This is a genomic window from Glaciecola sp. MF2-115 (assembly GCF_047250385.1).
Lineage (GTDB): Bacteria > Pseudomonadota > Gammaproteobacteria > Enterobacterales > Alteromonadaceae > Glaciecola.
In genome coordinates this window covers 20,968-36,008 of record NZ_JBLBVM010000040.1, presented here as the reverse complement: position 1 = coordinate 36,008, position 15,041 = coordinate 20,968, and the positions used below count along the sequence as shown (strand labels likewise).

General features: G+C 41.3%; 11 protein-coding genes. 4 read left to right on the top strand and 7 right to left on the bottom strand.

Features of this window, described 5'->3' with window-relative positions:
- Nucleotide 1: 1 nt before the first annotated feature.
- The 5 genes from pstC to ACKLNX_RS03830 all read right to left on the bottom strand — a co-directional run bounded on the left by pstC (nt 2) and on the right by ACKLNX_RS03830 (nt 7,323).
- Nucleotides 2–1,390 carry a phosphate ABC transporter permease subunit PstC gene (gene pstC, locus ACKLNX_RS03850; RefSeq protein WP_412971292.1) on the bottom strand — a complete coding sequence of 463 codons (1,389 nt, stop codon included), beginning with the start codon at nt 1,388–1,390 and terminating at the stop codon, nt 2–4.
- Between the two features lie 21 nt (nt 1,391–1,411).
- Nucleotides 1,412–2,500 (bottom strand): PstS family phosphate ABC transporter substrate-binding protein, encoded by a 1,089-nt coding sequence (locus ACKLNX_RS03845; protein ID WP_412971291.1) that lies wholly within the window; start codon nt 2,498–2,500, stop codon nt 1,412–1,414.
- 197 nt (nt 2,501–2,697) lie between these two features.
- Entirely contained in the window at nt 2,698–3,747 is a 1,050-nt protein-coding gene (locus ACKLNX_RS03840; protein WP_412971290.1) for an ACP S-malonyltransferase, read from the bottom strand.
- Complete coding sequence (locus tag ACKLNX_RS03835) at nt 3,747–6,047, bottom strand: dehydrogenase E1 component subunit alpha/beta (protein WP_412971289.1); 2,301 nt, start codon at nt 6,045–6,047, stop codon at nt 3,747–3,749. The genes ACKLNX_RS03840 and ACKLNX_RS03835 overlap by 1 nt, the downstream gene beginning before the upstream one ends.
- An 85-nt stretch (nt 6,048–6,132) precedes the next feature.
- On the bottom strand, nt 6,133–7,323 hold the full coding sequence (locus ACKLNX_RS03830) for an acyl-CoA dehydrogenase (protein WP_412971288.1): 1,191 nt from the start codon (nt 7,321–7,323) through the stop codon (nt 6,133–6,135).
- Nucleotides 7,324–7,558: 235 nt separating this feature from the next.
- Between ACKLNX_RS03830 and ACKLNX_RS03825 the strand changes: the two genes are divergently transcribed.
- Together ACKLNX_RS03825 and ACKLNX_RS03820 are read left to right on the top strand one after the other, a co-directional pair.
- Nucleotides 7,559–8,389, top strand: coding sequence for a LysR family transcriptional regulator (locus ACKLNX_RS03825; RefSeq protein WP_412971287.1), 831 nt, complete (start codon nt 7,559–7,561; stop codon nt 8,387–8,389).
- Between the two features lie 225 nt (nt 8,390–8,614).
- Nucleotides 8,615–9,133: a cytochrome b gene (locus ACKLNX_RS03820; RefSeq protein WP_412971286.1), complete on the top strand. Its 519-nt coding sequence runs from the start codon at nt 8,615–8,617 to the stop codon at nt 9,131–9,133.
- A gap of 9 nt (nt 9,134–9,142) precedes the next feature.
- Here ACKLNX_RS03820 and ACKLNX_RS03815 read toward each other — a convergent pair whose 3' ends face one another.
- Nucleotides 9,143–10,120, bottom strand: a complete 978-nt coding sequence (locus tag ACKLNX_RS03815) for a hypothetical protein (RefSeq protein WP_412971285.1) — start codon at nt 10,118–10,120, stop codon at nt 9,143–9,145.
- An 87-nt stretch (nt 10,121–10,207) separates the two neighbouring features.
- The gene (locus ACKLNX_RS03810) at nt 10,208–10,747 is read right to left on the bottom strand and encodes a hypothetical protein (protein ID WP_412971284.1); all 540 of its coding nucleotides are present in this window, start codon (nt 10,745–10,747) and stop codon (nt 10,208–10,210) included.
- Between the two features lie 243 nt (nt 10,748–10,990).
- On the opposite strand from ACKLNX_RS03810, the gene ACKLNX_RS03805 reads away from it, so the two are divergent.
- Together ACKLNX_RS03805 and ACKLNX_RS03800 are read left to right on the top strand one after the other, a co-directional pair.
- Complete coding sequence (locus ACKLNX_RS03805; RefSeq protein WP_412971283.1) at nt 10,991–13,972, top strand: EAL domain-containing protein; 2,982 nt, start codon at nt 10,991–10,993, stop codon at nt 13,970–13,972.
- 160 nt (nt 13,973–14,132) lie between these two features.
- On the top strand, nt 14,133–15,038 hold the full coding sequence (locus ACKLNX_RS03800) for a universal stress protein (RefSeq protein ID WP_412971282.1): 906 nt from the start codon (nt 14,133–14,135) through the stop codon (nt 15,036–15,038).
- Nucleotides 15,039–15,041 lie beyond the last annotated feature (3 nt).

The following is a 15,041-nucleotide window of genomic DNA, read 5'->3' as shown; positions in this document are numbered from 1 at the left end:
GTTACTCGTACTGTTCGCGGTATTTTTTAACTACATGCAAGGCAACGTAATTAAGTGCGAGTGTTATCAAGAACAATAGTAATCCCAATGCAAATGCAGAGAGTGTTTTAGGGCTGTTAAACTCTTGATCACCCACCAGCAGAGTAACGATTTGCACAGTTACCGTTGTTACTGACTCAAGAGGATTAGCAGTTAAATTAGCGGCAAGACCAGCAGCCATTACTACAATCATAGTTTCACCAATGGCGCGCGATACGGCTAATAGAATACCGCCGACGATACCAGGCAAGGCTGCAGGTATAATGACTTGTTTAATTGTTTCAGACTTAGTTGCGCCTAGGCCAAATGAACCGTCACGCAAAGACTGAGGTACAGCGTTTATCACGTCATCTGACAAAGAAGATACGAATGGAATGATCATTACTCCCATTACCAAGCCAGCAGCCAATGCGCTTTCAGACGAGACATCAAGTCCAAACATACCGCCAGATTCACGAATGAAAGGCGCTACAGTAAGAGCAGCAAAGAAACCATAAACAACGGTAGGTACTCCAGCTAATATTTCAAGCAAGGGCTTTACCGTCATTCGTACTTTAGGTGCTGCATATTCCGATAAATAGATGGCAGCCATCAAGCCCGCTGGAACGGCCAAGATCATGGCAATCGCTGAAATGAGCATAGTACCCGCAAATAGAGGCAGTGAACCAAAGGCACCTGAACCACCTACTTGGTCAGCCCTTATAGCCATCTGTGGGCTCCACTCTAAACCAAATAGAAATTCACTAATAGGTACAGACTGGAAGAACTTAATTGATTCAAATAGTACTGATAACACAATACCGGCAGTAGTAAAAATAGCGATACTTGCGCACAGCAATAAGCCAATTTTGAACGCTGTTTCAACTTTGCTACGAGCGCGTAAATTTGGGTTGATGCGAAACCATGAAAACACAATTAATATAGCCGCGACACAGCCAAAAATAACGCTTATCGCCATTTGGCTAATGCCTTTCAGCTCATTCATTTTTTCAGCAGCCGCAAGTATATGCGGCTCGCTGGATAGACCTAAGTTTCCACTTTCGGCTACGTTACCTATCGTATTCATTACTAGACCAAGATCTAGATCAGATAGGTTTTGTACATTTTGAGGCAGCATCTGAATAACACTTTGACGAATAAAATAATCATCAAACAGCAACCAAATAAGCACAATCAAAATACTGGGAATACCACACCATAGCGCGGTCAATGTGCCATAGTACGATGGTAAAGAGTTGAGATTGCGCATACCTCCATTCGTTGCACTCACGGCAATGGAGCGCCCTCTTCCTAGGAAGAAGGCAAATGCCATGAACAACAGGATGGCAATTAATAGAGTGGTCGTATTCATAGTGCCTCAGAACAGCTTATTTTAAAGGGACAAATTCTTAAGTGTTTTCACATCAGTCTTAACTTTTGCACGCATTTCTTCACCCAGTGGGATCATGCCTTTTTCAGTTAAGTAACCTTCTTCACCGAATGCTTTATTACTTGTAAATTCAGCCAAGAACTCTGGAATACCAGGAATAACGCCAACATGTGCTTTTTTCACGTAAAAATACAAAGGTCTAGAGATTGGGTAAGAACCATCTGCAATCGTTTCAAACGTAGGTTCAAAGCCGTTTATTTTCGTGCCTTGAATTTTATCTGAATTTTGGTCAAGAAAGCTAAAGCCAAAGATGCCTAGGGCGTTTTCATTAGCATTTAGTTTTTGAACAATTAGATTGTCATTTTCACCAGCTTCAACATAAGCACCGTCTTCACGAATTGTGTGGCAAGTTGCTTTATATTGATTTTTGAGGTCTTTTGATAACTTCTGATCACCTGCTTTCGCTGCGGCTTTCGAGTCACTACTCATTGCTGCTATCCAATCGATTTTTTTACAACCACTTTCTAGGGCTAATTCAGCGAAAGCATCGCGAGTACCAGAAGTTGGTGGTGGACCTAAAACTTCAATTTTTCTGTTAGGCAACGCTGAATTTACATCGCTCCAGTTTTGATAAGGGTTTTCAACCAGAGTTTTCGAACCATCTGGATTTGGCACTTCTTTCGCTAGTGCAAGGAATAAGTCCTTGGTAGAAAGTACCATTTGATCCGCGTTGCTAGAATTACCTAAAACCACACCGTCATAACCAATGAGAACTTCCACTACCTCGGTTACGCCATTGTCAGCACATAGCTGAACTTCACTGGCTTTAATTCTACGTGATGCGTTCGTGATATCGGGGAATTGAATACCAACACCCTGACAGAATAGTTTCAATCCACCGCCAGAACCAGTTGATTCAACTTTTGGCGTTTTAAACTGTGTAGACTTTCCAAAACGTTCCGCCACAACGGTAGAAAATGGATAAACTGTAGATGAACCAACAACATTAATATAGTCACGCGCTGCATGTGCAACGTTAATGGTTAAACTTGAAGTAAGAGCTAGGGCTGTAATCAGTAATTGCTTTTTCATAATAAGTTCCGTGGATTAGTTTTAAATCGGGGCTAGTATATGAAAGGTATATGACAGTTATGTTACAGCGCTAAAAATTATTAAAATGATGTGCGTGATGAGGAAAGTAGCGCTATTGATGGGTATTAAAAAGCCCAGTCAAATAACGCCGCTGGGCTATACTTTATGCATTAAAAATTAATAAGAAAGCCAAATCCCTAAATCACCTCTTTACGTTGTTCCTCTAGTCCCATTGCCAGAATAAAGGGATCTGTTTTTTGTAGAGAAACAAAATCTTTTTTACTCTCCATCCCAAGCCAATTTTGTTGAATTAAACTTTGTGCGACAGCGCCCCCTAAGGTAGCCCCAGGTCCAAGTATGATAAGTTTATCTGGGGCAAACTCTTTAATCGCAACCTCGATTGCTTTGGTAAAGTCATAGGTATCGACCACTTGCGCGCCTAGCGTATATTCATATAGTGCCTTTGGATCACAACTATAGGGTTGCCATATTTTTCCTAGGCCATCAACTAAAGGCACATTGGGTGCATTGAAAAGAGTTTGAGGTAGAGTCGATTTTGCTTTTTGGGATATTTCTTCAAGTAGCGGTGTGTGAAAAGCCGCATGATTAAACAAATTCATAGGGTAACGGTCTTGCACTTTGGGCAAGCTTGCTTCTAATGCTTTTAAACCACTTTTATTGCCGCCAAAAACAATGTATCCGCCTAATTTAATCGACACATAAACTTCACAGTCTTCGCTGTTATTCACATCCTCTAGAGCTTGACTACATATATCAATAGCCTGTTGATCGAGCACCCAGTTATCATCAATAATTGGATATATCATTTGACCGCCAATAAGCCCAGAAGTCATCATTGAACCCATTGTATTGATCAGTTCAATAGCCGCAAGCGGGTTCAAAGCGCCGGCAGCCGCGAGTGCGATGTACCACCCCATGGAGTTGCCAGTGACTGCAACCACCTCATACTCATCTTGGTTGATTGACTGAAAGTCTGATATGGCACACGCATAGATAAGCGCTGAAGCGTTCTCACCCGCAGTATGCGCACGCATATTGTATTGCTTTGCGGAATCTAGTTCTTGAATACTCGTTTGCTTTTGCCCTTTTCGGTAAGCATCAATGTCGTTGACGATATCCACTTTGTCAGCATGTAAGCGTTGTAGGTAACCTAGTTCTTCTTTGTTGTATGTTCCACGCCCTGGGCAAATGACGACAGCTCTCTTTTTGAGTTTTGTTTGCGACATTATGCGCTCCCTACTTTAGCTGATGCGGCCTTTTTTTTAGATTTAGCACTATTGCTCTTCTTACTGTCACCAAACATTCTCAAGGCTTCTTCAACAATTTGATTGGTAGAAGGGAGAACATGATAAGCGGCGGTGCCTAAAGGAATGAAGCTATCGTGAGCAGTGATGCGACTGACCCGACCTTTCTCATGTTGAGCGTCAGATTCGGCAAGCAAAGTAAACAATGCTTCGCTGATTGAACCGGTTTGGCGGCATTCATCAACAATCAATACGTTCTCGCATTGCTTAGCTTGTTCAATAATGCCTTTTTCATCTAAAGGGGCCAGCCAACATAAATCGACGACGCGACAATCTACACCTTGTTCGCTTAGTATCTTTTCCGCTTGTCTCGATAAGTAATAACCATTTCCATATGAGAGAATACAAACACTTTTACCCTTTCCGTAGACACTGACCGACAGATTACTCTCTAATGCATTCTCTGATCCATCCGCTGAAGGTGCGACATATTCAGACAGCCATAAGCCATCACCCTCTTCATGCAAGTCTTTAGTCATATATAAAGCGATTGGTTCTAAATATACAACCAAACGCTGTTGCTCTCTCGCCAGCGCGATACTTGTTCTCATCATTTCTACAGCGTCAGCACCATTCGATGGACAAGCCAATATCAAACCTGGAATATCACGAAAAACGGCGAACGAATTATCATTATGGAAATGCCCGCCGAAGCCTTTTTGATAAGCTAAACCTGCAATCCGAATGACCATTGGATTACTAAACTGACCGTTAGAGAAAAACGGTAATGTTGCCGCCTCACCTCTAATTTGATCTTCGGCATTATGTACGTAAGCAAGAAATTGTATTTCAGGCACGGGTAAAAAGCCGTTGTGTGCCATACCTATAGCCAAACCTAGAATCGACTGCTCATCTAGTACAGTATTAATAACCCGTTTTTTACCGAAGCGCTCAGACAATTTACTGGTGACATTATAAACCCCGCCTTTGGCAGCAATATCTTCACCGCACATCACCATGTTTTCGTTTTCAGCCATCAGGTCGAGTAAAGCCCAATTGAGCAATTTCGCCAAGTGCTGCTTTTTATTGAGGTTGTGCTTCTCATGCGCAAACAAAGCCATCCTGTCAGACTCGCTTCTTGGCTTGTGAAACTTTGTCACTGCGTTAACTGAAGAAGCTGGCGGGATGATGCTTTGTTTCACTTCTTCTGCACTTTCTAGCTTTGCTTTACTTGCAGCGCGCTCAGCTATGTGTGCAATACGACGTTCTGTACTTTCATAAATATGAATGATTTCCTCTGCACTGAGAATATTATTTTCGAGTAAAATTCTAGCACTATGCAGAAGCGGATCTTGGAACTCAGTCGCTTCGATATCAGCGACTTTGCGATATACAAATTCAGCATCGGAGCCTGCATGACCCAATATTCTTACCGTGCGCATATGCAAGAATACGGGTTTGCCATGCTTGCGAGCGAGGTGCTCTGCCTGTTTTGCTTTGTGATAGGTATCTAGCAAATTTAAGCCATCGCAGTAGATGTAATGCAGACCTGCTCTATTTTTATAGTTTGCCGCAATCCAGCCGTCGGGAGTCGCGGTAGAAATACCAATACCGTTATCTTCACAAACAAACACGATGGGAACGCGAATGGATTGGTATGCCACCCATGCGGTGCTATTGAGCGCGCCTTGAGTGGTTGAATGATTGGATGAGGCATCACCAAAGTTGCACACAATTAGCCCATCTTCTGGAATCTTCCCTTCAAACTCGAGGCGTTTTGCCAAGGGAATGCTGTATGCTGCGCCAATTGCTTTAGGCAAATGCGAAGCGATGGTGCTTGTTTGTGGCGGAATTGAAAGCGCTTTGCTACCCAAGACTTTGTGACGACCGCCTGATGTCGGATCATCTTTTGAAGCGGCAAAAGACAAAAGCATATCGTAAAGAGGCGTTTGCCCATTCACTTGCTTACTGCGCTGAATATAGAAAGCACCACTTCGATAGTGTAAAAATGCCATATCGCTAGGACGAAATACTTTAGCGTAAGCTGCGTTGCCTTCGTGTCCGGAGCTACCAATGGTATAAAAACTCTGCCCGTTTTTTTGCATAATGCGGGATTGCAGATCCAAATGCCGGCTCATCACCTGAGTCTCAAACAGATCGACCAAGTCGCTATTGCTCAGGCCAACCTCACTCGGTGTTAAAGTAATTGACGATTCAGGCAGGTTTCCACTTCGAACAAAATTGATAAAATTATCTCTTACCAATTGATTACGATTAGACATGCTAACTCCAGGGTAGATGGCATACCTGGGCTCGCGGTTAATCAACTCACCCAGATAAAAATTGAACTGTGCTCAAGTCACTTTTTTAGAAAAATGCTTGAATACCGGTTTGAGCTCTACCCAAGATCAGCGCATGCACATCGTGCGTTCCTTCATAGGTATTCACAGCCTCTAAGTTCATTACATGACGAATAACATGATACTCATCACTGATACCATTACCGCCGTGCATATCACGGGCAACGCGAGCGATATCGAGTGCTTTACCACAAGAGTTACGTTTGATTAGGGAAATCGCTTCAGGAGGTAATTGGCCGGCATCCATAAGGCGACCCGCCTGCAAGCATGCAAACAAACCAGTGGTAATTTCTGTTTGCATGTCCGCTAATTTTTTCTGAATTAGCTGAGTGGATGCTAATGGCTTACCAAATTGGTTTCTCTCAAGCGTGTATTGGCGAGCGGCATGCCAGCAAAATTCAGCTGCTCCTAATGAGCCCCAACCGATACCGTAGCGTGCTTTATTCAAGCAGCCGAATGGTCCTGATAAGCCTTTTGCGTTTGGTAGCATGTTCTCGCTTGGCACGAACACATTGTCCATAACAATTTCACCTGTAATTGAAGCGCGTAAGGAAAACTTACCTTCAATTTTAGGTGCACTAAGGCCTTCCATACCTTTCTCAAGTATGAAACCACGAATCACACCATCAAGCTTAGCCCAAACAATGAAAATATCAGCGATGGGTGAGTTAGTGATCCACATTTTGGCACCCGTAAGCTTATAGCCGCCATCAACTGCAACAGCACGAGTTATCATGCTTGCGGGATCAGAGCCTGAGTCAGGTTCAGTTAAACCGAAACAACCAATGTATTCACCCGTTGCAAGTTTTGGTAAATATTTCATGCGCTGCTCTTCACTGCCGTAGGCATGAATTGGGTGCATTACTAAGGAGGACTGCACGCTCATGGCACTTCGGTAGCCACTATCTACTCGCTCGACTTCTCTTGCAACTAAGCCATAAACGACGTAGTTAACACCAGCACAACCGTACTTTTCAGGAATGGTTGCACCCAATAGCCCAAGTTCACCTAACTCTGTCATAATTTCAGGGTGAAATGTTTCAGTTCTGTTTGCCATCAGCACTCTTGGCATTAGCTTTTCTTGGCAATACTGACGAGCACTATCTCTAATCATGCGCTCTTCTTCCGATAATAAAGAGTCAAGATTTAACGGATCTTCCCAATTAAAAACGGGCTTATTATTTGTTTCTGTAGACATTCCAATGCACCTTTATATTTAATCAAGCTCGTAATTATCGAACTGTACTATCGCGAACTGTTCTATCGCTGACTGTATTATCGCTGACTGTATTATCGCGAACTGTATTTTATGAGCTATTGCTTATTAATCGATACTAAATAAAACTATGCCAAAGTTAAAATATATATTTTCTTTATCAGTCATAGTTATTTACTATAGCTTTTGACTATACTCCAACATCACATGAGTATCTATGGATTTACGAAGCCTTAAGTATTTTGTATCTGTTTATCAAGAACGTAGTTTCAGTGCTGCAGCTAAGGCATGTTTTGTTGCGCAGCCCTCCATTTCATTCGCGATTGCTCAACTCGAAGAAAACTTAAAAACAACTCTGTTCAACAGACATGCTCGTGGTGTCACACCCACTAATACTGGCGAACGCCTTTTCCCTTTGGCGCAGCAGTTATTGGGTCAGGCCGACGCAATTGAAAAACTGTTTACGGAAGATAGTCGCAAACAATCGTTTTTACTGGGCGTGACGAAAGGGCTGGGTGTAGAGCGCATGAGTGCACTATTAAAAGACTTTACGTCCTCCCAAGAACTCATGGAACTGACTTTAGTTTCTCATTCGCAAGCATGTGACGCGCGCATTATCATGAAAGAAGATATCGATGAAAGCGAACAATACCTATCGATCTGGAAAGAAGACTATTTACTAGCTCTGCCTTACAACCACGTTCTATCACTGAATGAAAGCATCACATTGAGCGACCTTGATAAGCTCCCCTTTATACAACGAACTCCTTGCGTTGCATGGAATACATTAAATGACACCCTGGCATTGGCAGGTTACACAGTGGATATTCGAGCAAAAATACAAACTATCGACTACGCACTAGGATTGGTGCAGGCGGGTTTAGGTTGCGCACTCGTGCCCGCACATCCTGAGATACTCAATAAGACAGAGCTTGTGTATAGACCAATTGAAGGACTGCGTTTAATGCGTGAAATTGTATTTGCCTTCAAGCAAAGGTCAGCCCTTATTGAACAACTGCAGCAAATTGTTGTGAAGCATAGCCGTTAATACGACTGTGTATGCTGTCAATTCATACTGCATTGATTTTGCGATACAAAAGATTGAAGACAATTACTGTAATCGCATTAGAAAATTAACAAGTGATCAAGATCAAAATTTCGTTATGAATTTTGAGTTACAGTAATAAAATAGTGAAATCGACATAAATTAAGAAATGTCGGATAACGGTGTCTGTTAATGACCAGTTAGAAAACATTAAAAAGGATTATCACAATGCAAAAAGGCTACTCTCCTATTTCCATATACCTACACTGGATTATGCTCGCATTGCTGATTGGAGCGTATGCCAGCATTGAACTTAGAGTTGTACTTGAACGAGGTAGTGATGCGAGGGCACTGATAAAGGTTGTCCATTATATGTTTGGATTTTCTATTTTTGCTTTAGTTTGGTGGCGCTTGATTGCCAGAATACGCACAGCCAGTTTTGAGCGAGAAAAGTACGGTAAGTTTCAGGAAGTAGTATCGAAGTTAATGTTTATTGCCCTATATGTACTCATGATCGCGATGCCGATATTAGGATATGTATTAATCAGTGCTGAAGGCAAAGATATAGCTGTGCTTGGAATGAACCTTCCATTACTCGATATTCAAAACGAAGACCTCGCACATCAAGTTGAAGAGATCCATGAAACCTTTGGCAAAGTGGGTTATTTCTTAATTGGGTTTCATGCCTTAGCAGGCTTATTTCACCACTTTATTGTGAAGGATGATACCTTGAAGCGGATGCTATAAATCTTCACATCACTCACTCAGATACAAAGTGCCATTGTTGTTAATTATCTCTAGCCATTCTTCCGACATGTTAATAGCCGTTTCTACTTGCTCAGGCGAAAGTTGTTTGTATTGCTTTTCTTTAAACCATGAGTAACGATTGTAAAGTTGATTACTTTTAGTTAACTCCAGAATCAATTGATTGATCGCGAAGGACTTTATCTGACTGTTGCCGCCCATTGCTTGAGAATGATGTATATTTGAGAGCGATATTAATGCCTTAACACTGCCGTTCTTTGCTGCTTGCTCAAGTAGCTCATTTTGTTGTTGAATAAAACTATCTCGTTTATGAATGTACGCGTCTCTTTCAAGTTTTTCATAACCTTGCGACTGCATAAAGAACTTTGACGTGATACTCCCTACTTCCTCTTGCGCAGCTACGAACCCATCAAGCGCGGCACTCTCCAAGTAAGTATAAAATTGGCTACGTTGCTCCTGCTCTACTCCTGCACAATATTCGTATTGTTCTTTAATACGATCAGCCGAAGTATCGCCATCGCTGTAACCCTGAACTTCTTCCAATTTCACTTCCAATGACTCAGTATCTAAAGGACTGTAGTAGCAATATCTTAAGTTTAGCGCAAGAACGTACCTTGCTATATTGTCTCCCTTTGCAGCCTCTATTTCTAAACCTTCGACGTGAGTAATGAATGGTTCCTCTAACTTCCAATTTGGCCGTTTCATTTCCATCAATTGTCCATTTGTAGCGCTGGTTTTTTCTGGCATGAATTCACTTGAAGCGAGGTCGACTGTCGGGATTAATTGAGGCGTCCTTTCTGTTTGGCTTGTTAAAGATTTAGCTTGTGAATCGAGGAGCTTGGGATCGCGTTCCTGCATTACTTGTTTAGAAGAACTTGGAGTAAACGTGTTAAATGTGAAGAACAAAATTAGCAGAGTTACTAAGATTAAAGGCATGATGATTCGCAAGCTCTTACTTCCCCATTTCATACTAATTGGTAATCCTACATTAAGATCGAGCGGGCATAAAAAAGGGACTAATACCGAGGCACTAATCCCTTCTAAAAAGATGAAAACTTAGTTCACAAGAGTAGTGAACTCAGGATTACTTACTAGTTTCGTGATAACATTTTGCACAGCAGGCATCAAAGCTTGCCCAGTTTGATTACAAGCTGTTTCGCCATAAAAACTGGTCGTAAATTCGTAGTCTTCAGTCACTGACAATGAATTACCGTTCGATGAATTCAACGTTACGCCTAGCGTCCATTTGCCAGAAGCTGAACTAAAATCAATTTTATCTAAATTGCCAGTCAATTTTACACCTGCATCATCGCTGTATACGTCAGCAATTTTCATTTCTGAAATAAGTGCATTGCGAACAAAGTTTTCGAAAGACTCGCCATCAGGAGTCTTAATTGGACCAACACCGCGGCACATAATAGACGACACCCCTGGTGTCGTTGCACCAAATGCTCCTACTGCAACTTTATTGCCTGCCACATTTTTAAGTGCCACTACATTATCTGCAGAGATAGAGTAACGATTAGTAGCATATGTAGAGCAACCTGAAATAAACGCTACAGACAATACGCATAATGCCATCAAATGATTTTTCATGAATTTTCCTTTTTTAGTAACTGCTTTGAACTTCCGTATTCATACATAAAGTTCGGGCGATGTTTGCAATAAATATGTTTTGCGGCAAAAACTTATCATTAAAATCGAACTAGCGCAATTTAAGTATATTGTGGATGTTTGTATGCGTCATCAACTGGCAAAATGCTCAACCTTAAGTTAGGATAATTAGAGACTCAAAGCGATTTCAATAAACTCGCACAATTTTAAAACTTCAAGGCAGAAATGAAGAAATCATGGCAATCGTATAGTAAGTCTATCGTTTCCAAGACTTTAATTAGTGTTGGTATTCGAATTGCTATAATTATCACTCTACTCACTTTAGTCAGTTATTGGCACCTTTTTAGTATTCTTGAAGAAAGTAAGTTAACCGAATTGCGCACAGATACTCTGCAACGCGGCGCGCGAGAAAGCCAAATATTCAAGCTAGCAGAAGATAACCACCAGCTTTTAAAATCAGAGCTAATAGAGCAATACAAAAGCAAAGATGCGAAGGAAAGTGCAGCACTTTTTGCCCAATTAATGGTGAAACAACAAGATGGTGCTTATCGCAGTAACCCTGAATTATTTGATGGCACGAGAGAAGCTGGCGCTTGGATCGGGCAAGGCGTTGAACTCACTGAAGATGTGAAGCACCGAACCATTTTGTTTACGCAATTAAATACTGAGTACGGTAAGAGCTGGCGCAATCGATTTATCAATACCTACATTCTTGGCCCTGAGAATTTTGCCAGTAGCTATTGGCCTGAAATTCCAGATTTTGTAAATCGATTAGAGGGTAGTTTCGACATACGCCAAGAAGAATACTTCTCAATCTCTACACCTGAGAATAACCCCAGCCGCGAAAGTGCCTGGACGGGATTATATTGGGACCAGCAAGCTCAATTTTGGATGGTCTCAGTTGAAACACCGGTTTATAACAATGACTCTCACATTGCGACAATCGGCAACGATATCGCCTTAGATGAACTAATATCTCGAACACTAGAAAGTGATGAGAACGGTTATAAGCTTATATTCCGTTCTAATGGTGATCTTATCGCTTCTTCGCGCTATTTAACGAAACTAAAAGAAAACTCCGGCAGCTTTAAAATAGATCAAGAGGGAGATGAACAACTACAAACTATTTATAAGGCAGTTATCAGTGGAGATAGAAGTAGCGCCATTGAACTCGACGAATTAGGACTCTACGTATTTGCGACAAAACTAGATGGTCCAGACTGGTATTACGTTTATGTCGTGCCTTCCTCAATATTAACAAAGCTCGCGACTAGCACTGCTGTTATTGTCTTTCTGATTGGCTTACTAGGCCTTATTGTTGAGCTACTTGTTTTATACAGCATAATGAAGAAGAAAATCGCCATCCCATTGATAGAACTCACGCAGGCCACAATGGCCATTTCAAAAGGCGAGGTTGTAAGTGAATTAAATGAACAGCGACGCGATGAGTTGGGCCGTTTAGCACGAAGCTTCAATAAAATGAGAAAGCGCATCGACAAACGTGATCGTGAAATTGTTCGGAATCGAAATAAGTTTAAGAACGCATTTGAACACTCACCTATCGGAATGGCCATTGTCGCATTAGACGGCAATATTATTGAAGCCAACGAAAACCTAGCAAAACTGTTAGGTTATTCAGAATCTCAATTACAAAATATGAAGTATTCGGAGTTATTAAATACTGAAGCTCAAATTATTAGCGAACAAAAACAAGCTGATATTATCAAGGGTAAATTGACATCCTATGAAGGTGAGCGCTTATTTAAACGCAAGGACGGCAGTGATTGCTGGTGCATAATTAATGTATCTGTTCAAAACGACTCTAATGGCAGTCCAGAATATGCCTTTATTCAAAGTCTAAATATTGAAGAGCGCAAAAAAGCAGAGGTGGAGCTTAATCGATTAGCCTATCATGACCCACTAACCGGTTTAGCCAATAGAATGTTACTGATTGAATTCTTGGAACAAGAAATTCATTTGCTACACCGACATCCGGAACACGAGTTTGCCGTACTTTTCCTTGATCTTGATGGCTTCAAGCTTGTTAACGATAGCTTGGGTCACCTCGCTGGTGACGACTTATTGAAACTGATCGCCAATCGACTTAAACAGTACGTGCGAGACACCGATGTGTTAGCTCGTTTTGGCGGAGATGAATTCTGTGTACTTGTTAAAGAATTTGAGCATGAGGTGGAAGTTATCGACATCGCTCAGCGGATTAATAAAACGCTATCAGAGTCGTTTTCTATTTGTGACGAACAAATAAATATTAGCGCCAGTGTGGGTATTGTCTTAGCTAACAAAGATGCGAACACCGCAGAAGATTATCTTCGAGATGCCGACAGTGCAATGTACTCAGCGAAACAACAGGGCAGCGGCAATTACGCAATATTTAATGCCGCCATGCATCAAAACGCAAAAGATGAATTACGACTGCGCAATGAATTAACTCATGCATATGAAAATCAGGAGTTTACCGTTTATTACCAACCTATCATTAAGCTCGAAACGGGCCTTGTTTCTGGCTTTGAATCATTAGTGCGATGGGCACATCCTGAACGGGGTATACTCACACCTGATAACTTTTTGTATTCTGCGGAAAATATGGGCTTGATTGCTAATATCGATTTTTGGGTTTTGGAAAGCGCTATTTCCCAGCTTGTCACTTGGCAAGAAACCTATAAACGTAAAGATTTAACGATTAATTGTAATGCCTCAAGTGATTTCATTTCTGATTTTAATACAGTTGAACGTGTTGAGGCGCTTTTTGATAAATACCCACTAGCTCCTAGTTGTCTCAATATAGAAGTGACCGAAGGAGTTTTAATACATGATACTGAGAAGACCTTGGAGATTTTGTCCGAACTAATAAAAATAGGCGTCAATATTCATCTTGATGATTTTGGTACAGGTTATTCTTCGTTGAATTATTTAACTCGCTTCCCTATAGATACCTTGAAAATAGATCGTAGCTTCGTGAATCGGATTGATGCAGGTTCGAAAGATAGAGCAATAATTGAGAGTATTCAATTGCTCGCAAGTCGACTTGGGATAAAAGTAATCGCTGAGGGTGTGGAAACTAAAGAGCAATATCTTGTATTGAAGCAGATAGGCGTGGATTGCACACAAGGCTATTTTCATGGCAAACCTGCACCAGTGAGTGATTGCAATGAATTGCTATCCTCAGCGAATAACAGCAATGTATAAATTCGTTAAAAGCTAATAGTATAGAAGGCTTGCAGAAGTCTTCTATACATTCAAGCTCTTGTCTTAAAGTCACTTAATTCCTTTGTAGTTTGCGTAGATGACATATGTGTCTTATTCTTTTTACTTCCTTCCTAGTTAAGTAAGTCAAAAAGGATTCATGATGCAAACGGATATAAAAGCGTATAAACATATTCTCGTAGTTGTTGAATCAAACGAAGATCATACTATTCCCCTAGCCAGAGCCAGCCGACTTTGTCGCGTCCTGTCTGCAAGAATGACCTTATTCATTTCTTATCATAGAGTCATGACCGGAAAGCATCGCGATAAAATGCAAGACGATTTATATGCAATAGTCGAGCAAAAAAATAATGCAGTCCATGAGACCTTAACGAAATGGGAAGCAAGTGATTATCTAAACAACACCATCATGTCTTGGCAATCCAAACCATCTGAGGCTATCGCTAAAATCTTAGAAAATTGCGATTACGATCTCGTTTTAAAAGCGCCATACCTGCAAAGTGAATTTAAACAACTTTTTAGAAGTGGCTTAGATCAATATTTTGTCAGTGAATGCCCATTACCACTGTGGCTTGTCAAACCTCGGATTTGGGACGACGCGCTAGAAGTCCTTTGTTGCGTCGATATGAGCGATGACGATCTCAATAATCACCTATTGAATCAAAAAATCCTAGCCGTCAGCGATAAGTTAGCTGGAGCGCTGGAAGCTGAATTACACGTGGTCGATTGTTTTTACGGTGAAGTTGGCAGCATGCGTATCGATTTCAACGGTAGTAAGGGGTTTAAACGCCAAGCCTCAGTGAAAGATGAACACGCTGAAAAACTCAAACTCTACATCAACGAATTTGCATTATCAGATGATGTTTTACATTTCGTTGAAGGGATACCAGACGAAGCATTAGCGAACACCGCAGCCGAAATAAATGCTGAAGTTGCCGTTATTGGAAACAATGAAGACACGAATTATTTTGACAAAATATTTGGTGATACCGCTGTTGAGTTAGCCAAAGCAATGCCTTGTGATTTGCTGGTTGTTAAGCCTGATTGACAT

Excerpts from the sequence above, each read along its gene's own strand:
- ACKLNX_RS03835 (WP_412971289.1), bottom strand. The coding sequence starts at position 6,047 with ATGTCTAATCGTAATCAATTGGTAAGAGATAATTTTATCAATTTTGTT.
- pstC (WP_412971292.1), bottom strand. The coding sequence starts at position 1,390 with ATGAATACGACCACTCTATTAATTGCCATCCTGTTGTTCATGGCATTT.
- ACKLNX_RS03825 (WP_412971287.1), top strand. The coding sequence starts at position 7,559 with ATGGATTTACGAAGCCTTAAGTATTTTGTATCTGTTTATCAAGAACGT.
- ACKLNX_RS03830 (WP_412971288.1), bottom strand. The coding sequence starts at position 7,323 with ATGTCTACAGAAACAAATAATAAGCCCGTTTTTAATTGGGAAGATCCG.
- ACKLNX_RS03815 (WP_412971285.1), bottom strand. The coding sequence starts at position 10,120 with ATGAAATGGGGAAGTAAGAGCTTGCGAATCATCATGCCTTTAATCTTA.
- ACKLNX_RS03820 (WP_412971286.1), top strand. The coding sequence starts at position 8,615 with ATGCAAAAAGGCTACTCTCCTATTTCCATATACCTACACTGGATTATG.
- ACKLNX_RS03805 (WP_412971283.1), top strand. The coding sequence starts at position 10,991 with ATGAAGAAATCATGGCAATCGTATAGTAAGTCTATCGTTTCCAAGACT.
- ACKLNX_RS03810 (WP_412971284.1), bottom strand. The coding sequence starts at position 10,747 with ATGAAAAATCATTTGATGGCATTATGCGTATTGTCTGTAGCGTTTATT.
- ACKLNX_RS03845 (WP_412971291.1), bottom strand. The coding sequence starts at position 2,500 with ATGAAAAAGCAATTACTGATTACAGCCCTAGCTCTTACTTCAAGTTTA.
- ACKLNX_RS03840 (WP_412971290.1), bottom strand. The coding sequence starts at position 3,747 with ATGTCGCAAACAAAACTCAAAAAGAGAGCTGTCGTCATTTGCCCAGGG.
- ACKLNX_RS03800 (WP_412971282.1), top strand. The coding sequence starts at position 14,133 with ATGCAAACGGATATAAAAGCGTATAAACATATTCTCGTAGTTGTTGAA.